The following is a 20,752-nucleotide window of genomic DNA, read 5'->3' on the forward strand; positions in this document are numbered from 1 at the left end:
CCCCGCAGGACGAGCGCGCAACCACCCTCCCTGTCGAAGCACCTGCCAAGTGCGCGAGGACGAGGAGATGCTCCGGCGGGGCACCGCCCCAACCCGGCCGGTCCCGGCCCAGGAAAATCCAGCCTCGCCGGCGTTTGAGGCGCGGGGTCCGGGGCGGAGCCCCGGCAACGAAGTCGCCCCGCACAGGCCGGGCCCGGCCAGGGGGCATAACCCAGCCCCGCCGGGAGGCACGCGGCGGAGCCCCGGCAGCAGCGCCGCCCCGACCGGGCCGGTCCCGGCCAGGGGGCAAACTCAGCCCCGCCGGGAGGCACACGGCGGAGCCCCGGCAACGAAGCCGCCCCGACCGGGCCGGTCCCGGCCAGGGGGCACAACCCAGCCCCGCCGGCGTTTGAGGCGCGGGGTGCGGGGTTGAGCCCCGGTAGGGGAGCCGCTCAGCCGGAGCCGCGCTGGGCGAACAGCACGCCCAGGCCCACCGCCAGCCACACCGCCCCCACCACCTGCGCCGTCCACGAGGCCTCGACGATCACCGCCACGGTCACCGCCGCCCCCAGCACCGGCACCACCAGGTGCTTCCACCACTCCGGCGGCCCCTCCCGCCGCTTGACCACGAACCAGCCGACCACCGAGGCGTGCAGCAGCGTGAACGCCACCAGCGCCCCGACGTCGACGACGGAGACCAGGTGGTCGAGCCCGTCGTCGCGCCGGGCCGCCCACACCGCCGCGATCAGCGTCACCGTCGCCGCCACCAGCAGCGCCGGCCGCGGAGTGCCGTCCGAGGTGCGCGCCAGGGCCCGCGGCAGCCGCCCCTCCCGGGCCATCGCGAACACCAGCCGGCCGGCCGCCGCCTGCCCGGCCAGCGCGGCGAAGGCCGCCCCGACGGCCTTGCTGACCGCCACCAGGTCGTGCAGCCAGGAGCCGACCGAGGCCTCCACCGCGTTGTAGAAGGCCGGGCCCTGCTGCCCGGGATCGGCCGCCAGCTCCGCCGCCGACGCGGGCATCAGCAGCGCCGCCAGGTAGCTCTGCGCGATGAACAGCACCCCCGCCAGCCCCAGGCAGAACAGCACCGCCCGCGCCACCCGCCGCGAGCCCCCCGTCACCTCCTCCGCGAAGGAGGCGATCGCGTCGAAGCCCAGGTACGACAGCACCGCCACCGACACCGCGCCCAGCACCGCGCCGACGCTGAAGCCGAGCGAGCCGTCGCCGGTCAGCGGGGAGAGCCAGCCGCGCTGCGCCCCGTCGCGGACCAGCACCGTCACCGCCGCCACGAGGAAGACCAGCAGGACCAGGATCTCCATGGCCAGCACGGCGAAACCCACGCGCGCAGCGGCCCGTACGCCCCACAGGTTGAGGGCGGTGGTCACGACCACCGCCAGAGCCGTCCACACCCACCGCGAGACCTCCGGCACCAGCGCGTTCATCGCGATCCCCGAGAAGAGGTACGCGACCGCCGGGATCAGCAGGTAGTCCAGCATCGCCATCCACCCGGCGATCAGGCCGGGCCCCTCGCCCAGGCCCTTGCGGGCGTAGGTGAAGACCGAGCCGGCCTGTGGGGCGACCCGGACCATCTGCGCGTACGAGAAGGCCGTGAAGGCCATCGCGACCGTCGCGACGAGGTAGACGAGGGCGACGGCGCCGTGCGACTTCGCGTCGAGGGTGCCGAAGACCCCGACGGGGGCCATCGGGGCGATGAAGAGCAGCCCGTAGACCACCAGGTCCCGGAAGCCGAGGCTCCGCCGTAGGGCGGTGGGCGCCGTGTCGCTGGAATCCGTAGCGGACGCCATCAGTCCTCCGGGCGAAAGTCGGGACGTTTTTTCTGATCTTCCCGGCAAGTGTGTGCCGGACGGGGGACGCCCGGCCTGCCGGGGGCCCCCGTACGATGGATCCCATGACTGCTCCCGCCCCTGCTCCCGCTTCCCGCCGTGTCCTGCTCGCCGCGCCCCGCGGCTACTGCGCGGGCGTGGACCGAGCCGTGATCGCCGTCGAGAAAGCCCTTGAGCAGTACGGGGCGCCGGTCTACGTGCGGCACGAGATCGTGCACAACAAGTACGTCGTCCAGACCCTGGAGAAGAAGGGCGCCATCTTCGTCGAGCGGACGGAGGAGGTGCCCGAGGGCAGCATCGTGATGTTCTCCGCGCACGGCGTGGCGCCGGTGGTGCACGAGGAGGCGGCGCGCGGCAAGCTCGCGACGATCGACGCCACCTGCCCGCTGGTCACCAAGGTGCACAAGGAAGCGATCCGATACGCGAACGAGGACTTCGACATCCTCCTCATCGGCCACGAGGGGCACGAGGAGGTCATCGGCACCTCGGGCGAGGCCCCGGACCACATCACGATCGTCGACGGCCCGGACGACGTGGACAAGGTCCAGGTCCGTGACGAGTCGAAGGTCGTCTGGCTCTCGCAGACCACCCTTTCGGTCGACGAGACCATGGAGACGGTCGACGCGCTGAAGACGAAGTTCCCGCTCCTCGTCTCCCCGCCCAGCGACGACATCTGCTACGCCACCTCGAACCGGCAGGCCGCGGTCAAGGTCATGGGCGCGGACTCCGACCTGGTCATCGTCGTCGGCTCGAAGAACTCCTCGAACTCCATCCGCCTGGTCGAGGTCGCCCTCGACGCCGGTGCAAAGGCCGCCCACCTGGTCGACTTCGCGAGCGAGATCGACGAGGCCTGGCTGGAGGGCGTCACCACGGTCGGCCTGACCTCGGGCGCCTCGGTGCCGGAGGTGCTGGTCGAGGAGGTCCTGGAGTGGCTGGCCGCGCGCGGTTACGCCGACGTCGAGATCGTCAAGACGGCGGAGGAGTCGATCGTCTTCTCCCTCCCGAAGGAACTGCGGCGCGATCTGCGTGCCGAAGCGGCCGAACTGGTCGCCGACAAGTAAGTCCTTTCGTACGGTATGTCCATGCAGATCATGGGTGTGGACATCGGCGGATCCGGGATCAAGGGCGCTCCCGTGGACCTGGCGCGGGGCGACCTGGCGCAGGAGCGCCACAAGGTGCTGACACCACAGCCCGCCACTCCCGAGGGAGTGGCGGGCTGTGTCGCGGAGGTGATCGGCGCCTTCTCGTGGTCGGGGCCGGTCGGGGTCACCTTCCCGGGCGTGGTCACGAACGGGATCACCCGTTCGGCGGCGAACGTCGACAAGGGATGGGTCGGCGTCGACGCGGCGGCGCTGCTCACGCGCGAGCTGGGCGGCCTGCCGGTGACGGTCCTCAACGACGCGGACGCGGCGGGCGTCGCGGAGATGACGTACGGGGCGGGCCGCGACCGCTCGGGCACGGTCATCCTGCTCACCCTGGGCACGGGCATCGGCAGTGCCCTGTTCACGGACGGGCGACTGGTCCCGAACTCGGAACTCGGCCACCTGGAGCTGAAGGGCCACGACGCGGAGACGCGGGCGTCGGTGAAGGCCAAGGAGGACGGGGAGCTCACCTGGGAGCGCTGGGCGCACCGGCTGCAGAAGTACCTCGCGCACGTGGAGATGCTCTTCTCCCCGGACCTCTTCATCATCGGCGGCGGGGTCAGCCGCAAGCCGGAGAAGTTCCTGCCGCTGATCGAGGGGATCCGGGCGGAGATCGTTCCGGCGAAGCTCCAGAACAACGCGGGCATCGTCGGCGCGGCCATGGCCGCGAAGGCGTCACAGCACTAGCCGACGCGCCGCGGAACCCTCCGCCTCCCGATCAGTACGGCCTTCCGTACGACCACGATCAGGGCGGCGACCAGCGTCCCGGCGTACAGCCACCCGGCGTGCAGGGACAGCGCGGACACCAGCCCCATCAGTTGCCCGCCGAAGCCGCCGGAGCCGCCCGACACGGGCCACACTCCGGCGGCGAAGGCGATGGGGGCGGCGATCGGCGCGGTGATCAGATCGGCCGGCCGCACCCACAGGGCGGTCGCGGCCGCGACGGGCGGGAACAGCAGCCCGTAAACGAACAGGGACGAGTCGAAGAGGAGCCAGGCGATCCCGGCCACCAACACCATGGCGGCACACGCGAACAACCCGCCGCCGAGCCCCGTCAGCCGGGGCCGCGGCATCCGCCGCGCCACGCTCGCGGCGGTGACGGTCGGCCGTGTGCGCTGTGCCGGCGGCCGCAGGGGCCGCTGGGGCCGCTGGGATCTCGGGGTTCGCTGGGGGTGAGGGGCCGGTCGCGTCCTGTATTGCTCCACCCCTCCAAACTAGGCGGGGAGGCGGTCGGATCCGGTCCCGGACACGCGTACATCCACCGCCACTCATCGGAAAGTAAACTGTCCGATGGCCCACTCCGGGCCGCCGCCCCCTCCAGCTACGGGAAGTCGCCAACGTGTCGCTCACGATCGGAATCGTCGGCCTGCCGAATGTCGGCAAGTCGACCCTGTTCAACGCCCTGACCAAGAACGACGTGCTGGCGGCCAACTACCCGTTCGCCACCATCGAGCCGAACGTCGGCGTCGTCGGCGTCCCGGACGCGCGCCTGGCCGTCCTCGCCGGCCTCTTCGGCTCGCAGAAGGTCCTCCCGGCGACGGTGGACTTCGTCGACATCGCCGGCATCGTGCGCGGCGCCTCGGAGGGCGAGGGTCTCGGCAACAAGTTCCTCGCGAACATCCGCGAGTCGGACGCGATCTGCCAGGTCATCCGCGCCTTCAAGGACGAGAACGTCGTCCACGTCGACGGCAAGGTCTCGCCCAAGGACGACATCGAGACGATCAACACCGAGCTGATCCTCGCCGACCTCCAGTCGATCGAGAAGGCGGAGCCGCGCCTGACGAAGGAGTCCCGCCTCCAGAAGGAGAAGGTCGCGGTCCTCGCGGCCGTCGTCGAGGCCAAGAAGATCCTCGAAGCGGGCGACACCCTCTTCTCGAAGGGCATCACCAAGGGCACGGAGCAGGGCGACCTCCTCCACGAGCTGCACCTCCTCACCACCAAGCCCTTCCTCTACGTCTTCAACGTGGACGAGGACGAGCTGACGGACGAGGCCTTCAAGGACGAGCAGCGCGCACTGGTCGCCCCGGCCGAGGCGATCTTCCTGAACGCGAAGCTGGAGCAGGAGCTCATCGAGCTGGAGGACGACGAGGCCCTCGAACTCCTCCAGTCGGTCGGCCAGGACGAGCCGGGCATGGCCACCCTGGGCCGCGTCGGCTTCGCCACCCTGGGCCTCCAGACCTACCTGACGGCAGGCCCGAAGGAAACCCGCGCCTGGACGATCAAGAAGGGCGCCACCGCCCCCGAGGCGGCGGGCGTCATCCACACCGACTTCCAGCGCGGCTTCATCAAGGCGGAGGTCATCTCCTTCGCCGACCTGGTCGAATGCGGCTCGGTGGCGGAGGCCCGCGCGAAGGGCAAGGCCCGCATGGAGGGCAAGGAGTACGTCATGCAGGACGGCGACGTGGTCGAGTTCCGCTTCAACGTCTGATCGCATACCTAAAGGCGGCCTGACCTGCGAGAACGCGGGTCAGGCCGTTGTGCTGTCCGCAACGGTCCGCAGAACGCTTTGACCCCCGGGGAGACCTCCTCGACGATCATTCGAACTCTAGGCGCAATCTCGCGCAGACGTTGCTGTATTCGGGCGTTAGCTTGATCGTTCACGTCTGCAGTGGGGAGGGGCGCCATGAGCGGACTTGCGCCTGAATTGGAGTTCATCGCGGAGGGCATGATCCGCGGATCCATGGGGCTGATCGAGTCGATGCGTGGGGCTCGGGACACCGCCATCGCGCTCGGCCACGAGCTGGCGCGGCAGCACGGGATGGCCGGTGATGACGATGCGGGCCGCTCGTTCGCGAAGGTCTACGTGTCCGCGGCGTCCACGGCGCTGGACAAGATGGGGTTCAGCTCTTACATCTTCGGGGCCCGGAGTCGTGGTCTGATGCGCAATGCCCGTGAATTCATGGCCGCGGAGAGCCGGCAGGTGTCGGCGTTCCTGGGCAAGCAGGTCGACCTCACCGTGGGCATGGGTGACCCGGGTGCCGACTGCGCGGAGACCTATCTCGGCCTCGGGCAGGGGCTCCCCGAAGTGGTGGGCGAAACCGCTTGGTACGACCAGTACGCGCCGGCGGGGCGTAGTGACCGGTTCCGCGGCTCACCGGAGAAGATCCGCGACGTTGCAAAGTCCTGGCAGCACGCGGGCTCCCTCCTGCAGCGCTTCCTGGAAGACGCCCAGACCTATGCATCGATTGCCGGCAAAGCGCACTCCGGGGAGGCGGCAGATGCCTTCCAGTCGTACTTCAAGCACTCTGTCGGTCTTACCTGCCCGCCGGCGAAGGCGCAGCAAGACGAACCCCTGGTGACGAACCTGGTCGCCGTCTGCTCCCAGCTGGCAAAGGCATGCCATCGGTACGCCGATCACGTGGAAGTCGCCAAGACGAAGATCCAGGAACACAAGAGCGCCCTGTTCGAAGTGGACATGCCCTGGGACACTCCCATGTTCGGAGCCAACGGCTACGACGGTGGGCTGCACGATGCCGTTCTCGGCGACTCCTGGATACGCGATCTGGGCGACGTCGCCCACGCGCTCGACTCGCTCCGGTCCCCGGTACCACGAAGCTGCTCACGGCCTCTGAGCAGCAGCAATTTCGCACGTGGATGAACTCGCTCACGCCTGGCGGCTTCGCAGGCGGCGGAGGCCCGAGCGATCCGGACAACGCCTACCAGTTGCGCACTTCCGGGTACCCGGAGCGGGAGGTGCCACTGGCCGGCAAGAACCGTGGACTGATGGTGGACGGCATACGGCCCGTTGACGGGTACCTCGTCGAGGCGAAGCACGTTCGCGATCCCGACTGCAAGAAGAAGAGCTTCCGATCGCTTGACCGCTTGGAAGAGACTTTGACCAAACCGGTCAAGGTGGACTCGCAGGGAAAGATCGCTTGGGATCCCGTCATCGACTCCATGTACGCCGGTGACGAGAAGGAGCTCGTTCGGTACAAGCAAGCCATGGAGAACCCCGCGAACAGCGAGATACGGGGACTGGAGATCGTCACGAACGGCAAGGGCAACGCTGGCGCCTGGCGTATGGATCGACGGGACTGCGTCGATGCCCAAGCCCGACTATGCCTTCATCACTCTGACCGATGTGACCGCCAGCGAAGCCGCTGTCTTCGCGCGGTGGCTCCGGGACTCCTTCGTGCCTGCACCCCCCTCGTCTGGTTCGCGAGCAGCCTCGCTGTGGCGAACGGCGAGCAGGACCCGTGGCCGCTGCCTGCCGAGGGTGGCGACGAGGACATCGCCGCGGAGTTGCGCAGGCACCTCGACTCCGTCGAGACCCCGTAGGCCAGTCCGCAGGACACCCGTAAGTCACCGTCGGGACCCAACGCACACCAACGGAGAAATAGCTGGTCAGGGCGTTGTGCGTGGCTCCGCCGCAGGTCAGGAACGGGCCGCAGACATTCCGCTTCAAGGTGTGAGCGGATGGAATGACACCACGTCGCTGACGTGGCAGACATGCAGGTCAGAAGGGGTCGACTCCTCCGGGAGTCGGCCCCTTCGCCGTCACCGTGCTGGATGGGTGCTGGATGTTCTGACGCCGGATCAGTCTGCGTCAGGTGTCGTGGACGGTGGACCGGTGTCCCACGTGAACGACCCAGACCACCAGTTCTCCGTTGTCGATCGTGTAGACGACGCGGTAGTCGCCGACGCGCAGACGGCGTCGTTCGGGCTGGGACACGAGTGCGGTGGTGTTGAGGCCGAGTGGGTCAGTCTCCAACTCGGTCAGCTTGGCCAGGATGCGCAGCGCCATGTCTCGAGGGATCTTCCGAAGCTCGGCCTGCGCCTCGGGGCGGAAGACGGTTCGGTACTCACTCACCGCGCGCCAGCGTCTCCCTCATGATGTCCTCGATGGGGATGCCGGGTGCGGGGTTGGCCATGCGCTCGTCGATGATCCGGTTGATCTCGCGCTCTTCCCACTCCTGGTACTTGCGCAGCACCTCGATGGAGACGACGGCGGCGACTTCCTTGCCTCGGCGCGTGATCACTGTGGGCACGTCGTCGCGATCGGCGCGCTCCACGACCTCCGCCAAATGCGCGCGCACGTCGCGGATGGACTCTATGGGCAGTGGCTGCGTCATGCGCTCAAGCGTACCGAGTGTCCCATGTGTACACAACGCTGCCCGTCGGCTACTCAAGGCGTACGAGAATGCTCTGGCCCACATCAACGTGTCGGAGCGCGAGCTGATCGATCCCGACTCCGCGGACGCAGGTGCGGGTGCCGCGTGAGGCTTGTCTTCGAGGACCAGGGCTGGGAGGACTACACGTCCTGGCTCAAGAACGACCGCAAGGTGCTCGCCCGGATCAACAAGCTCGCTGAGGACGTCGGGCGCGACCCCTTCTCGGGGATCGGTAAGCCCGAACCTTTGAAGTACCACCTGCCCGGGGTGTGGTCGCGGCGGATCGACGACGAGCACCGCCTCGTCTACCTGGTAACGGACAACGAGATCGTCATCCTCGCGGCCCGGTACCAGTACTGACCGCTCATGGTGCTGCCTTTTCATCCAGTCGGGCAGCGCGGTCATGGCTTCGCCGTAGCGGCCCGCAGCTCAAGCCGGCGGGCCGGCGGCACGGGTCAGGCGTGGGGGACCGCCGTCGCGAGGATCACCTCGAATTCCTCCAGGCTGCTGGTGGTCGCGCGGGCCTTCGCCGTGGCCTCTGCGCGGACCGCCGCGACGGCGCCACGGGATGCCACGAGGGCGTCGCGGTCGGTGTAGAGCGCGCCGACGGCGGCTCTGCCCCGGTCGCGGTCGACGAGGAGGGAGATGCCGGCGAGTCCCGGGATCTTCTGGACCTTGGGCAGTGAGGTGTCGCGGAACGTGTCCACCAGCAGGTCGATGTCGGACGGCTCGACGTCCATGCGGACCAGCCGGAACCCCGCGCCGGGGCCGAGTTCCTCCGCGCGCCGGGCGACCGCCGCTTCCCAGTTGTCGATCGCCACGGTCTGCGCGAAGGGCGCCATCATCTCGGCCCGCCGCTTGCTCAGGTTCTCGAAACTGGCCTGCCGGGAGGCCTCGTCCTCCCACCAGGATCCGACCAGGAGCTTGCCGAGCTCGCGGTCGGCGAACAGGCCCATCCCACGGAAGCCCGGCTGCGCCGACAGCAGCGCCCGCCCGTCGGTTCGGAGCGACTCGGCGACCCCGTCGAGCTCGGCCGGATCACCCGTTGCATAGATGCTGCGAACGTACATAGCGCCCTTTCCTGCCTTCCGGTGGCCCCGTGCGGGCTCCTGTTCCCCACTCCATTCGATGGCCGGGGCGGACGGGGGCAACGTGGCCGGGGCAATCAGGTGAAGATGCGGGGTCGCGCCATCGGTGGGGGGAGGGCTGGCTCGGAAGGGCGTAAGTCTGGAAAGGGGGTGTAGTTCGCATGATGCAACGTATGGGTCGGATCGCCGCCGCCGCCGTGCTCGCGGCGCTCGGTGCGGCCCACCTCGTGCCAGAGCCCCGGTGGTGTGAGCGGGCGCCGGTGACCGGAGGCCGGCTGGACGTCCCGGAGAGGCCTCGTCTCTCGGGGCGTCGTCGTTCGGGCTCGACGACTCCGTCGGCGCCGGGCCGTCAGAGCCCGCGGACCGCGGCGACCGTGAACGTGGTGGGGGTGCCCGTGCTCGGGGTCAGCGGGCCGCCCTTGTCGAACTGGGAGCGGACCACCAGGGTGCGGCCCGGGGTGTGGGCGAGGGTCGTCGGGATCTGTAGCGACGGGTCCGTGATCGTGCGGGTCAGGCGGGCCCGGGTGCCGTTCGCGGTGAGCTGCCAGCGGGTCAGCGTGTTGGTGGTGTTGTGCGCCACGCGCAGGGTGCCGTCGGGGGAGAGGGCGAGACCGTCGGCGGCCTTCATGTCCCGGCCGCCGAGGTCGACGCGACTGACGGTCCCGGTGGTGAGGTCGACGCGGTAGAGGTCGCCCTCCGGCATGTCCACGGTGAGGAGGTAGCGGCCGGCGCGGTCCGAGACGATGCCGTTGAGGCTGAAGCCGCCCGCCGGGCGGGGGCGCAGGGCCGGGGAGAGGTCGTACGCCGGGGTGAGGGGGCCGCTACCGGCGGCCAGCTGCTCCGGGGTCACCCGGTAGATCACCCCGCGGATGCTGTCGGTGAGGTACGCGGCGCCGTCCGGGGTGATCGTCAGGTCGTTGACGAAGTGGGCGGCCGTGCCGGCCACCTCGAAGTGGGCCAGCCGGGAACCGGTCGCGGTGTCGTAGACCGCGACCCCGGCCGTGGAGTCCGTCACCCAGAGCCGGCCGAGGGCGTCGACCCGCAGGCCGTTCGCCGTGCGGCGGCCGTCGGTTCCGGAGGGCAGGAACACCTCCGCCTCGGTGCGGCCGGGGCGGGTCCGGTAGACGGTGCCGTCCGCGTACGAGCCCACGTAGACGGTGTGGGTACGGGGATCGGTGGCGATGCCCTCGGGGTAGACCTTCGCGCCGGGTATGGAGAAGGCGGTGGATATTCGGGCGTCGGCCGACTGCGACCGGGCCGATGCCGGCGCCGCCCCCAGGCAGACCAGGGTCAGGGTGGCGGTCAGGGCGGTGGTGGTGAGGAGTTTCATCACGTTGGCTCCGGTGTCCTCTACTTGGCGTGTGTGGGCGAATCTATGTTAGAGCTCTAATGTGCGCAAGGGTCGTAGGATGCGGGAATGACCTCCATGGCCCCCGACGAGCGCATCGGCGCGCACATCAAGCGCGCCGAGCAGGCGCTCCTCGCGGCGAAGAACGTCGCGGTCAAGCCGGCCGCAGTAACGGTTCCGCAGTACGCCGCGCTGCTTTGGCTGGCCGAGAAGCCCGGCGTTTCCGCCGCCGCGCTCGCCCGGCTGTGCGGGGTGACGCCGCCGACCATGAACACCGTCCTGAAGAACCTCCAGGACCGCGGGCTCATCGAACGCACCCCGCACGAGTTGCACCGCAACGTGCTGGAGACCCGCCTCACGCAGGAGGGCCGCGCGGTGATGGAGCAGGCGGACTCCGGCGCGGTGCGCGTCGAGCGGGCGCTGGCCGCCGAGTTCACCGCGGAGGAGCGGGAGCAGCTCATCGCGCTGTTGGGCCGGTGCGCCGAGGTCCTCGACGCGCAGCGCTGATGTTCACCCGGCGTTCCGGCCATGTTTTTGCCGGGATTTGGAACTGCGGGCGGCATTCGTACATCAGGAAAAGCAGCAAGCCGTTCTGCCCGTGGGGCAGTCACAACCGTTCGGAGCGAAGTTCGTGCACCAGCACCCGCAGCCCCCGGCCCCGCCCCGGCCCGACGAGCCGTACGAGTCCGACGTGCCCGAGGGGCCGCGGCCCGAGCGGTCCCGGCGCCGAATATGGATCAGCGCCGTGGTCGCCCTCGCGCTCCTCCTCGGCGGCGGTGGCTTCGCCGCCTGGAAGTTCGACTGGTTCTCCGGCAACGGCGACGCGGTGAGCTTCGGCAAGCCGACCCCGGCCCCGGCCGGCCCGGAGAAGAGCGACCCGAGCGCCCCGGCGCCCTCGCCCAAGCCCACCGGCGACCCGGACGTGCAGATGCCGAGCGGCCCGAAGTCCGACTTCAAGCAGACCGCCAAGCTGGACGACGGCACGATCATCGCCAAGACCCGCCTCGCGGGCGCGAAGTCCGGCTTCGAGGGCGACGTATGGGTGTGGGCGCCCAAGGAGTACGACGACCCGAAGTACGCCAAGAGCGCCTTCCCGGTGCTCATCGCGCTCCCCGGCGGCAACGGTTTCCCGAACAACTACTGGGCCGACCGCAGCCTCGGCCTCCAGAAGGCCATCACCGAAGGCGTCCAGGCCGGCACCAGCCTGCCCTTCATCGTGATCATGCCGGTGCTCAACCCGGACAACAAGTACTACTACGACGGCGCCGACATCCCCGGCCAGCCGAAGATGGGCACCTGGATCGCCGAGGACGTCCCGGACTTCACCCGGGCCAACTTCCGTACGTACAAGTCCCGTGACGGCTGGGCCTTCATGGGCTCCTCCTCCGGCGCGTTCGTCGGCATGAAGACGCTCCTGCAGCACCCGGACAAGTTCAAGGCCGTGATCGCCAGCGGCGGCGAGATCGTCCCCGACTCCCCGCTGTGGAAGGGCCACCAGGCGGAGATGGACGCGAACAACCCCGAGACCCTCGCCAAGAAGCTGATCGACACCAACGGGCCCGAGGTCTACATCAACTTCCAGGTCGGCACGAAGGAGAGCGGGAAGGATCGGATGACGAAGTTCGTGCAGGCCTACGGCAAGGGGCCGGTCAAGACGACCATCCGCGACATCCAGAACGGCGAGCACAACGGCTGGCACTACGTCCGGGGCATGAAGGAAGGCTCCCTGGAGTGGATCAGCAAGGTGCTGAAGGGCCCCAAGCCCGAAGCGGCCGGGTGATCGGCCGCCGACCCTGTCGGCTGCCTCGAACGGTCACCCGAACGACCGGCCCCCTCGGGTGGCGCTCGCCACGTCACGCCCGTCCCGGGCAACCCGTCGCGTCGTTCATACCTCTGTCAAGGGTGTAAGGGGGACCGAACGGTCCGACCCGCGCTCCGAGGCGAGCGCCGGAGAGGGAACGGGACAAAATCCGTGCAGTATGACCAGCAAGGCGACGGCAGCCCCATGACCGAGGGCGGCCGTCGCCCCAAGCGCCCGCGCAGGCGCCTGCTTCTGATCAGCGGTGGGCTCGCCGCCGTCCTGGCCGTCGGAGGCGGGGCGGCAGCGTACAAGTACGGCCTCTTCTCGGACGTGGGGGAGCCGGTCTCCTTCGGGAAGGAGCAGGAGAAGACCTCCCAGACCTCCAAGACCGCGGCGGTCTCCGAGCTCCCGCCGGAGGTGCGCATGCCGACCGGCCCGAAGGCCGAGTTCACCCGTACCAGCCGGCTGCCGGACGGCACCCAGATCGGCAAGACCACCCTCACCGGGGCGAAGTCCGGGTTCACGGGTGACGTGTGGGTGTGGGTGCCCAAGGAGTACGACGAGCCGAGGTACGCCAAGAGCGCCTTCCCGGTCCTGATCTCCCTGCCCGGCGGCCGCGGCTACCCGACGAACTACTGGGGCACCGGCCCCGGCCTCGGCCTGCAGAAGGCCGTCAGCGACGGGGCGGCGGCCGGCACCAGCCTGCCCTTCATCCTGATCATGCCGGTGCACAACGCCGACACCAAGCACCACTTCGACGCCTCCGACATCCCCGGCCAGCCCAAGATGGGCACCTGGATGGTCGAAGACATCCCGGATTTCACGAAGGCCAATTTCCGGACCTTCACCTCCCGCGACGGCTGGGCCTTCATGGGCTCCTCGGCCGGCGGATTCGGTGCCTTCAAGCACGTCCTCAAGCACCCCGACCGCTTCAAGGCGGCCATCGCGAGCGGGGTCGACATCGTCCCCGATTCCCCGCTGTGGAACGGGAACACGCAGGCCATGGACCAGGACAACCCGGAGAAGCTCGCCGAGAAGCTGATCAACGCGGGCGGCCCGGACGTCTACATCAACTTCCAGATCGGCACCGCCGAGTCCGGCCGCGAAAAGGCCGAGAACTTCATGAAGCAGTACGGGAAGGGCCCCGTGCACACCACGCTCCAGGTGATCCAGGATGGAGAGCACAACGGGAAGTCGTACGTACGAGGCATGAGGGAGGGCGCGCTGGAGTGGATCAGCAAGGTGATGTCGGCGCCGACCCCCGACCCCGCCGTGCGATGAGCACCGTGGTGAAGGGCGCCTCGGCTGCCGCCGCGGCGGGGATCGCGGCGGTGTGCGCCGTCGCGTTCTTCAAGCCCGGCGACCGGCCGGTGCTCCCCTTCCCCACCGTCGGCGTGCTCATCGCGGGCGGCGAGCACTGGTGCACGGCGAGCGTCGTCGACAGCCCGAAGGGCAACGTCGTCGCCACCGCCGCGCACTGCGTGGCCCCGGCCGGCGAGGACGGGCAGCCGGGCGAGGTCGCCCACGACGGCCTGGCCATCGGCGAGCTCGCCTTCGCCCCCGGCTTCTCCGGCGAGGGCGCCGGCACCCACCCCCTGGGGGTGTGGAAGGTCCGCTCGATCCACGTGGACGACCGCTGGACGAAGTGGGGCGAGGACACCGCGGACTTCGCCTTCCTCACCGTCGCGCCGGACGAGGACGGGCGCAGCGTGCAGGAGGCGGTCGGCGGCGCGGCGAAGGCCCCGAAACCCGAGTGGACCTCCGGTTACGACCGGGACGTGACGGTCGTCGGCTACCCGGAGTCCGAGCACAATCCGCAGAACAAGCCCGTCTCCTGCACGACGCAGACCATGCACGACGAGGACGACCCCGACATGCTGTACATGAGCTGCGCGGGCTTCTGGACGGGCACCAGCGGCAGCCCCTGGATCGCCGACCGCGGCGGTCCGGGCCGGCCCGGCCGGCTGATCGGCGTACTGAGCGGCGGGGACACGGACGTGGACTCGACGGCCGCGCTCTTCGACGAGCGCGCCAAGGCCCTGTACGAGCGGGCGGCGCGGGGCTGAGCCGGCCCGGCGCTACTTCTTGGCGCGCTCCGTGCTGACGATCACGCCCACCGCCGCCACCACGATCCCGCCGCCGAGCACGATCGGCCAGGTCAGGGCCTCGTCGAGGATCAGCCATCCCAGTGCGACGGCGACCACCGGATTGACGTACGCGTACGTCGCCACGAGCGACAGCGGCGCGGCCTGGAGCAGCCACACGTACGCCGTGAAGCCGACGAGCGAGCCGAAGACGACCAGGTAGCCGAGGGCCAGCCAGGAGGCGGTGGAGAAGGCCGCCGGGTCCAGACCGCGGTGCTCGCCGCGCAGCAGGCCGACGACCACGCCGGCGATCCCGCCCGCGAGCATCTGGTACGCGCTGCCCGTGAAGGGGTTCTCCGGCAGGGTCAGCTTCGACGCCGAGAACGAGCCCAGCGACCACAGCACCGAACCCGCCAGCACCAGCAGCACCCCGGACAGCCGCACGGCCCCGCTGAGCCCCGGGCTGGTCAGCACCGCGAGCCCGGCCAGCCCCACCAGGACCCCGCCCAGGGTGCGCAGCGGCGGCCGGTCCCCGGTGCCCGCCCGCAGCACCACCACCCACATCGGCACCGCCGCGACCAGCAGCGCGGCCAGCCCGGAGGGCACCGAGGTCTCGGCGAGCACGACCAGGCCGTTCCCGCCGAGGATCAGCAGCAGGCCGACCAGGACCGCCGAGCCGAGCTGGGCGCGGGTGGCCTTGAGGGCGGCGGGTCCGTACCGCCAGGCGACGGCGCCGGCCAGCAGCAGTCCGGCGGTGATGAAGCGGGCTCCGGCGGAGAGGAAGGGCGGCATGGTCTCGACGACGATCCGGATGCCGAGGTAGGTCGAACCCCAGACCACGTAGACGAGGCCGAGGGCGGTCCAGACGGCCGCAGCCGGCCTGCTCCCCACCGGAGTTGATGTGCGCATGGCCAGATCCTATGGTCGTTGGCCCATGCAAGCTTCTGGATTAAGGCGCGCGTCTCAGCCCTTGAGCAGGTCGTTCAGCTCGCCGTACGGGAGCGCGTGCGCGAGCGTCCCGTAGGTCCCGGCGGAGAGCAACTCCTCGGTGGCGCGCCGGACCACGGCGTACGCGGCCTCCGCGACCCAGGAACCGAGGCTGACGCGCGAGACGCCGAGGGCGCCGAGCTCGGCGACGCTCGGGGCGCCGGGGCCGACGAGGATGTTGAGCGGGGCGTCGATGCCCTTGGCGAGCTCGGCGACGGTGGCCGGGTCGGTGACGCCGGGCACGAAGACTCCGGTGGCTCCGGCGCGGAGGTAGGCGGCGGCGCGGGCGAGGGTCTCGTCGAGCCGGGTCGCCGGGTCGCCGAGCCCGAAGAGGTAGGTGTCGACGCGGGCGTTGATGTAGAGCGGGACCCCGGCGGCGTCGGCGGCGGCGCGGGCCGCGGCCAGGCGCTCCGCGTGCTCGGCGGGGGCGCGGTTGCCGTCCTCGATGTTGATGCCGACCGCGCCGGCGGCCAGCACCCCGGCGACGGTCTCGCCGACCCCGGCGGGGTCGGCGCCGAAGCCGCCCTCGATGTCGGCGGTCACGGGCACGGACACGGCGGCCGCCACGCGGGCGACGAGGTCGAGGGCCCGGTCGCGGGCCAGGGTGTCCCCGTCGGGGGCGCCGAGGGACCAGGCGACGCCGGCGCTGGTGGTGGCCACGGCGGGCGCGCCGGCCGCCTCGACGAGGCGGGCGGTGGCCACGTCCCAGGCGTTGGCCAGGGGGAGGGGGGTGGTGGGGGTGTGCAGCTCCGCGAACGCGGTGGCTTTGGCGGCGAGGTCAAGGTTCTTGGTCATGGGGCCAGTTGACCAGACCGGGCGGGTCGGGGCGCGCGGGTTTCCGACATGAAGGCCGGGGCGCGGCGCCGCCGCCGGGGCTGGATTGCCCGTAGGGCAATTTCAGCCCCGCCGGCGTTTGAGGCGCGGGTCCGGGCAGAGCCCGGGAAACGGCGCGCACGTGCGGGCGGGCAGCAGCCACATCCAGCCCCGCCGGCGTTTGAGGCGCGGGTCCGGGCAGAGCCCGGGGACGGGCCCGCGTGGGCTATGGGGCCAGGCCCGTCTTGGCTCCCGCGCCGCACAGGGGGATCACCGCCGTGCGGCCCTGGAGCGGGTCGTCCGGGGCGGTGGGGCCCACGGCCGCCCAGCACGCCGCGGCCGTCGGTTCGACGAACAGGCCGCGGCGGGCCAGGTCCCGCTGGGCCTCGCGGAGCCGGGCGTCCGGGACCGTCAGGAAGGTGCCGCCGGACTTGCGGACCGCGGCCAGGATCTGACGGGCGCGCGGCGGGGCGGGGATCGCGATCCCCTCCGCCAGGGTGGGGAACTGGGGCACCGGCCCGGCGTCCTCCGCGCCCGCCGCGAAGGCGGAGGCGAGCGGGGCCACCGCCTCCGACTGGACCGCGATCAGCGCCGGCGGCCGGACCCCGCGCCCCGCCAGCTCCTCCACGGCCAGCGCGGCCCCGAGGAGCAGGGTGCCGTTGCCGACGGGGACGACCAGAACCTCCGGGAGGCGGCCGCCGAGCTCCTCCCAGATCTCGTACACGTACGTCTTCGTGCCGTGCAGGAAGTACGGGTTGAAGACGTGGCTCGCGTAGAAGACCCCCGGCCGGTCCGCGGCCGCCCGAGCCGCTTCCGCCGCGGCCTCGCGGCCGCCCCGGACGACCCGTACGACGGCCCCGTGCGCCCGCATCTGCTCGGTCTTCTTCTCCGAGGTGCCCTCGGGCACGAAAACTTCACAATCCAGCCCGGCCCGCGCGCAGTACGCCGCCACCGAGGTCCCCGCGTTGCCGCTGCTGTCCGCCACGACCCGCTCCGGGGCCAGCCGGCGGGCCAGTTCCGCGAGCATCACCGCGCCCCGGTCCTTGAACGACAGGGTCGGCATCAGGAAGTCGAGTTTGGCGTGAACCCGTTCCGCCAACGGCACCAGTGGAGTGTGCCCCTCCGCCAGCGAGACGGAGAACGCGCCCGGCAGGGGCAGTACGGCCCCGTACCGCCACAGCGAGTTCGGCCCGACGGCCGGCTCCAGCGGACTGGCCGGATCCGGTACGAAGTCGAGGTCCCAGGGCCCGCCGCAGACCGGGCAGCACCAGGGAGCCGTCCGGGCGTCGGCGCGCGTGCCGTCCTCGGAGCAGATGTAACCGGGCAGTGCGTGCGTCATGTGCGGAGCGCCTTTGCTCGATCATGGCGGGTGTATGGCACGGATGTTACGTCTCCGCCGTCCTCTTGTGAGTGCTGCGGAGGTGGGTCAACCTTTCGGTGGCGACAGCCCGTTGGGCCGAATGCCTTGTCATGGGCATGGCTAACCACCGCTGTTCTTCCGGTGTGCTCCGACGGCTGCGCGCCTCACCCCCCGCAACGCACCACCTATGAGGAGGACCCTCAATGTCCGTGCGTCACACCCGCCGGAAGATCGCCGGCATCAGTGCGACCGCCGTCGCGGCCCTCGCGCTGGGCGCCGCCGCCGCGTTGCCCGCCTCGGCCGCCGACACCGGCGCGCTCGGGGTCATCGAGAACGCGGGCGCCCCCGGATCCGTCTCCGGCAGCTACATCGTGACCCTGAAGGACTCCGCCGCCCGCTCCACCTCCGAGAGCGGCAAGGCCGTCGCCAAGCGGTACGGCGCGAAGATCGACCGGACCTACAGCGCCGCCCTCAACGGCTACTCGGTCGAGGTCTCCGAGACGCAGGCCAGAAAGCTCGCCGCCGACCCGGCGGTCAAGTCGGTCGTGCAGAACCGGGTCTTCACGGTCGACGGCGCCGCCGGCACCCAGCCCAGCCCGCCGTCGTGGGGCCTGGACCGCATCGACCAGCGCGCGCTGCCGCTGAACCAGAGCTACACCTACCCGGACAAGGCCGGCGAGGGCGTCACCGCGTACATCATCGACACCGGTGTCCGCATCACCCACCAGGACTTCGGCGGCCGCGCCTCCTACGGCTACGACGCCATCGACAACGACAACACCGCCCAGGACGGCCACGGCCACGGCACGCACGTCGCGGGCACCGTCGCGGGCGGTTCGTACGGCGTGGCCAAGAAGGCCAAGATCGTCGGCGTCCGCGTCCTCAACAACCAGGGCTCCGGAACGACCGCCCAGGTCGTCGCCGGCATCGACTGGGTGACCCAGAACGCGGTCAAGCCGGCCGTGGCGAACATGTCGCTCGGCGGCGGCGCGGACTCCGCGCTCGACACCGCCGTACGCAACTCCATAGCCTCCGGCATCACCTACGGCGTCGCGGCGGGCAACGAGTCCACCGACGCCTCCACGAAGTCCCCGGCGCGCGTCGCCGAGGCCATCACGGTCGGCTCCACCACCAACACCGACGCGAAGTCGAGCTTCTCCAACTACGGCAGCATCCTGGACATCTTCGCGCCGGGCTCCAACATCACCTCCTCGTGGGGCACCGGGGACACCGCCACCAACACCATCTCCGGCACCTCGATGGCCACGCCGCACGTCGTGGGCGCGGCGGCCCTCTACCTGTCGCAGAACCCGGCGAGCACCCCGGCCCAGGTCCGCGACGGCCTGGTGAACGCCGCCACCCCGAACGTGGTGACCAGCCCCGGCACGGGCTCCCCGAACCGGCTGCTCTACGTCGGTGACGGCGGCACCGTCCCGCCCGGCAAGCGGTTCGAGAACACCGCCGACTACGCGATCAACGACAACTCGACCGTCGAGTCGCCGGTCACCGTCAGCGGGGTCCCGGGCAACGCTCCCGCGACCCTGAGCGTCGCGGTCGACATCAAGCACACCTACATCGGTGACCTGAAGGTCGACCTGGTCGCCCCCGACGGCTCCGTCTACACCCTGCACAACCGGGCCGGCGGCAGCGCGGACAACATCATCCGGACCTTCACCGTGAACGCCTCCTCGGAGGTCGCCAACGGGCTCTGGAAGCTCCGCGTGAACGACAACGCCAACATCGACACCGGGAAGATCGACTCCTGGGCGCTCCAGTTCTGAGGCACCGGAGCTGAGCGGAGGCACAGGGCGGGCGCGCTGAGCAGGCGCGCCGAGCGGTGAACAGGGCGGGGGCGACCGATGGACCGGTCGCCCCCGCTGCGTACTATTCGCGCGTTCGTTCGCGCCCGGACGCCCGTCCCGTCGCCGACGCCCCTCCCGTTATGGAGTCCGCCGCTGTGAGCACCCCGCCGATACCGCCGCCCGGGCCGGGCAACCCCTGGGCCCCGCCGTCGCCGCAGCCGGGGTGGGGTCCGCCTCCGGGGTACGGGCAGCGGCCGCCGGGGCTCAACGGCTTCGCGCTCGCCTCGCTCCTCGTCGGCCTGCTGTGCCTGCCGCCGCTCGGCATCGTCTTCGGCATCGTGGCACTCGTACAGATCGCGAAGAAGGGGGAGCAGGGCAAGGCCCTGGCGATCGTCGGTCTGGTGGTGTCGGTGCTCATGACGGGTGTCGTGGTCCTCTCCGCCGACCGGGTCGCGACGGAGTTGCGCCACCGGCTGGACTCGGTGCGCGAGCTCGGCGACGTGGAGGGCGAGCTCGCCGACATCGACGACCTGCGGGCGGGCGACTGCTTCAACGTCCCGCGCGGCGACCTGATGGCCGAGCACCCCCTGATGTACAAGATCGACTGCGGCCTGGTGCACCACGGCGAGGTGACCGAGTCGAAGCCGATGGACCCGAAGGCGGCCCCCGAGTCGCCCGAGGCGGACCGGGCCTACGAGGACGAGTGCTGGAGGGCGCAGGACACGTACGCGATGGACACCTGGGCCCTGCCCGCCTACGCGGAGATGTTCTACTACGCGCCCTCGCGCGAGTCCTGGCGCCAGGGCGACCGGCGGCTGCTGTGCGTGATCGGGACGACGGGCGAGGAGCAGAAGGGGAGCCTGCGCCAGGACGCCGGAACGCTGAAACCGGAGCAGGCGGCCTTCCTGCGGGCGGCCAACGCCGTCGAGTTCGTCCTGAGCCGGCCTCCCGAGGGGGAGCTCGACGAGGCCTTCGCCGAGCACCAGAAGTGGGCGCGCGAGGTGTCCTCGGCGCTGGCGGAGGAGGCGAAGGTGGTGGGCGGCCACACGGCCCTGCCGGGGATGGAGAAGACCGCCCGGGCGCAGCTCAAGGAGATCGAGGCGGCCCGCGCGGCGTGGCAGCGCGCCGCGCAGTCCAGGACGCCGGCGGACTTCGACAAGCAGTGGGACCGGGCGCTGGGCGCGATGTCACCCGAGACGGAGAAGGCGCTGCGCGGGGCGTACGGGCTGGCGACGGACATCCCGCCGTGGCTGGAGGAGTATCCGGAGGACTCGGAGTCGGACTCCGGGCGGGGGCCTTCGCGCGAGTCGGTGTGAGGTCGTCGGGGCGTCTCCTCGGTAACGCGCGGTAACAGGTTTGAGTGACCAGGCTTCATCACTTCGGGTGAAACTCTGGC

General features: G+C 70.7%; 21 protein-coding genes and 1 pseudogene. 13 read left to right on the plus strand and 9 right to left on the minus strand.

Annotation, left to right across the window (positions count from 1 at the left end; translation table 11 throughout):
* Window positions 1–431 precede the first annotated feature (431 nt).
* Window positions 432–1,781 (minus strand): APC family permease, encoded by a 1,350-nt coding sequence (locus ACFV9H_RS25670; RefSeq protein ID WP_385402313.1) that lies wholly within the window; start codon window positions 1,779–1,781, stop codon window positions 432–434.
* Window positions 1,782–1,876: 95 nt separating this feature from the next.
* Here ACFV9H_RS25670 and ACFV9H_RS25675 point away from each other — a divergent pair, with 95 nt between their 5' ends.
* Window positions 1,877–2,881 carry a 4-hydroxy-3-methylbut-2-enyl diphosphate reductase gene (locus ACFV9H_RS25675; RefSeq protein WP_385402315.1) on the plus strand — a complete coding sequence of 335 codons (1,005 nt, stop codon included), beginning with the start codon at window positions 1,877–1,879 and terminating at the stop codon, window positions 2,879–2,881.
* A 21-nt stretch (window positions 2,882–2,902) separates the two neighbouring features.
* Window positions 2,903–3,649 (plus strand): polyphosphate--glucose phosphotransferase, encoded by a 747-nt coding sequence (ppgK, locus tag ACFV9H_RS25680; RefSeq protein WP_385402318.1) that lies wholly within the window; start codon window positions 2,903–2,905, stop codon window positions 3,647–3,649.
* On the opposite strand, the gene ACFV9H_RS25685 is transcribed toward ppgK, so the two are convergent.
* Complete coding sequence (locus tag ACFV9H_RS25685; protein WP_385402320.1) at window positions 3,646–4,035, minus strand: DUF6542 domain-containing protein; 390 nt, start codon at window positions 4,033–4,035, stop codon at window positions 3,646–3,648. The two genes, ppgK and ACFV9H_RS25685, sit on opposite strands and share 4 nt — an antisense overlap.
* 266 nt (window positions 4,036–4,301) lie before the next feature.
* On the opposite strand from ACFV9H_RS25685, the gene ychF reads away from it, so the two are divergent.
* The 3 genes from ychF (at window position 4,302) to ACFV9H_RS25700 (ending at window position 7,240) form a co-directional block, all read left to right on the plus strand.
* The gene (gene ychF, locus ACFV9H_RS25690) at window positions 4,302–5,390 is read left to right on the plus strand and encodes a redox-regulated ATPase YchF (protein ID WP_385402322.1); all 1,089 of its coding nucleotides are present in this window, start codon (window positions 4,302–4,304) and stop codon (window positions 5,388–5,390) included.
* A 195-nt stretch (window positions 5,391–5,585) separates the two neighbouring features.
* Window positions 5,586–6,560, plus strand: coding sequence for a hypothetical protein (locus tag ACFV9H_RS25695; protein WP_385402325.1), 975 nt, complete (start codon window positions 5,586–5,588; stop codon window positions 6,558–6,560).
* Entirely contained in the window at window positions 6,557–7,240 is a 684-nt protein-coding gene (locus tag ACFV9H_RS25700; protein ID WP_385402328.1) for a restriction endonuclease fold toxin-2 domain-containing protein, read from the plus strand. The genes ACFV9H_RS25695 and ACFV9H_RS25700 overlap by 4 nt, the downstream gene beginning before the upstream one ends.
* 268 nt (window positions 7,241–7,508) lie before the next feature.
* On the opposite strand, the gene ACFV9H_RS25705 is transcribed toward ACFV9H_RS25700, so the two are convergent.
* On the minus strand, window positions 7,509–7,772 hold the full coding sequence (locus tag ACFV9H_RS25705) for a type II toxin-antitoxin system RelE/ParE family toxin (protein ID WP_385402330.1): 264 nt from the start codon (window positions 7,770–7,772) through the stop codon (window positions 7,509–7,511).
* Window positions 7,765–8,034, minus strand: coding sequence for a type II toxin-antitoxin system Phd/YefM family antitoxin (locus ACFV9H_RS25710; protein WP_019434848.1), 270 nt, complete (start codon window positions 8,032–8,034; stop codon window positions 7,765–7,767). The genes ACFV9H_RS25705 and ACFV9H_RS25710 overlap by 8 nt, the downstream gene beginning before the upstream one ends.
* Before the next feature lie 40 nt (window positions 8,035–8,074).
* Here ACFV9H_RS25710 and ACFV9H_RS25715 point away from each other — a divergent pair.
* A pseudogene (locus tag ACFV9H_RS25715) lies at window positions 8,075–8,182 on the plus strand (type II toxin-antitoxin system prevent-host-death family antitoxin); the annotation flags it as partial.
* Window positions 8,179–8,433: a Txe/YoeB family addiction module toxin gene (locus ACFV9H_RS25720; RefSeq protein ID WP_385402333.1), complete on the plus strand. Its 255-nt coding sequence runs from the start codon at window positions 8,179–8,181 to the stop codon at window positions 8,431–8,433. The pseudogene ACFV9H_RS25715 and the gene ACFV9H_RS25720, both read left to right, overlap by 4 nt.
* Before the next feature lie 95 nt (window positions 8,434–8,528).
* On the opposite strand, the gene ACFV9H_RS25725 is transcribed toward ACFV9H_RS25720, so the two are convergent.
* Together ACFV9H_RS25725 and ACFV9H_RS25730 are read right to left on the minus strand one after the other, a co-directional pair.
* Window positions 8,529–9,143: an antibiotic biosynthesis monooxygenase gene (locus ACFV9H_RS25725; protein ID WP_385402336.1), complete on the minus strand. Its 615-nt coding sequence runs from the start codon at window positions 9,141–9,143 to the stop codon at window positions 8,529–8,531.
* Between the two features lie 367 nt (window positions 9,144–9,510).
* Window positions 9,511–10,491 (minus strand): SMP-30/gluconolactonase/LRE family protein, encoded by a 981-nt coding sequence (locus ACFV9H_RS25730; protein ID WP_385402338.1) that lies wholly within the window; start codon window positions 10,489–10,491, stop codon window positions 9,511–9,513.
* An 87-nt stretch (window positions 10,492–10,578) separates the two neighbouring features.
* Here ACFV9H_RS25730 and ACFV9H_RS25735 point away from each other — a divergent pair, with 87 nt between their 5' ends.
* The 4 genes from ACFV9H_RS25735 (at window position 10,579) to ACFV9H_RS25750 (ending at window position 14,376) form a co-directional block, all read left to right on the plus strand.
* Window positions 10,579–11,016, plus strand: a complete 438-nt coding sequence (locus tag ACFV9H_RS25735) for a MarR family winged helix-turn-helix transcriptional regulator (RefSeq protein WP_385402340.1) — start codon at window positions 10,579–10,581, stop codon at window positions 11,014–11,016.
* 124 nt (window positions 11,017–11,140) lie between these two features.
* Window positions 11,141–12,289 carry an alpha/beta hydrolase gene (locus tag ACFV9H_RS25740; protein ID WP_385402342.1) on the plus strand — a complete coding sequence of 383 codons (1,149 nt, stop codon included), beginning with the start codon at window positions 11,141–11,143 and terminating at the stop codon, window positions 12,287–12,289.
* A 192-nt stretch (window positions 12,290–12,481) separates the two neighbouring features.
* The gene (locus ACFV9H_RS25745) at window positions 12,482–13,591 is read left to right on the plus strand and encodes an alpha/beta hydrolase (protein WP_385402345.1); all 1,110 of its coding nucleotides are present in this window, start codon (window positions 12,482–12,484) and stop codon (window positions 13,589–13,591) included.
* The gene (locus tag ACFV9H_RS25750) at window positions 13,588–14,376 is read left to right on the plus strand and encodes a trypsin-like serine peptidase (protein ID WP_385402348.1); all 789 of its coding nucleotides are present in this window, start codon (window positions 13,588–13,590) and stop codon (window positions 14,374–14,376) included. Before ACFV9H_RS25745 ends, ACFV9H_RS25750 begins: the two co-directional genes overlap by 4 nt.
* Window positions 14,377–14,388: 12 nt before the next feature.
* Here ACFV9H_RS25750 and ACFV9H_RS25755 read toward each other — a convergent pair whose 3' ends face one another.
* From ACFV9H_RS25755 to ACFV9H_RS25765, 3 genes are all read right to left on the minus strand, one after another.
* Window positions 14,389–15,303: an EamA family transporter gene (locus ACFV9H_RS25755; protein ID WP_385402350.1), complete on the minus strand. Its 915-nt coding sequence runs from the start codon at window positions 15,301–15,303 to the stop codon at window positions 14,389–14,391.
* A 54-nt stretch (window positions 15,304–15,357) separates the two neighbouring features.
* Entirely contained in the window at window positions 15,358–16,176 is an 819-nt protein-coding gene (locus tag ACFV9H_RS25760; RefSeq protein WP_385402352.1) for an isocitrate lyase/phosphoenolpyruvate mutase family protein, read from the minus strand.
* A 244-nt stretch (window positions 16,177–16,420) separates the two neighbouring features.
* A complete protein-coding gene (locus ACFV9H_RS25765) occupies window positions 16,421–17,533 on the minus strand; it encodes a pyridoxal-phosphate dependent enzyme (RefSeq protein WP_385402355.1) in 1,113 nt (370 codons plus the stop codon).
* Between the two features lie 224 nt (window positions 17,534–17,757).
* Between ACFV9H_RS25765 and ACFV9H_RS25770 the strand changes: the two genes are divergently transcribed.
* Entirely contained in the window at window positions 17,758–19,335 is a 1,578-nt protein-coding gene (locus ACFV9H_RS25770) for a S8 family peptidase (RefSeq protein WP_385402357.1), read from the plus strand.
* Window positions 19,336–19,511: 176 nt separating this feature from the next.
* Window positions 19,512–20,672, plus strand: a complete 1,161-nt coding sequence (locus ACFV9H_RS25775; RefSeq protein ID WP_385402360.1) for a DUF4190 domain-containing protein — start codon at window positions 19,512–19,514, stop codon at window positions 20,670–20,672.
* Window positions 20,673–20,752 lie beyond the last annotated feature (80 nt).

Source organism: Streptomyces sp. NPDC059874 (assembly GCF_042731135.1).
Classification (GTDB): domain Bacteria; phylum Actinomycetota; class Actinomycetes; order Streptomycetales; family Streptomycetaceae; genus Streptomyces.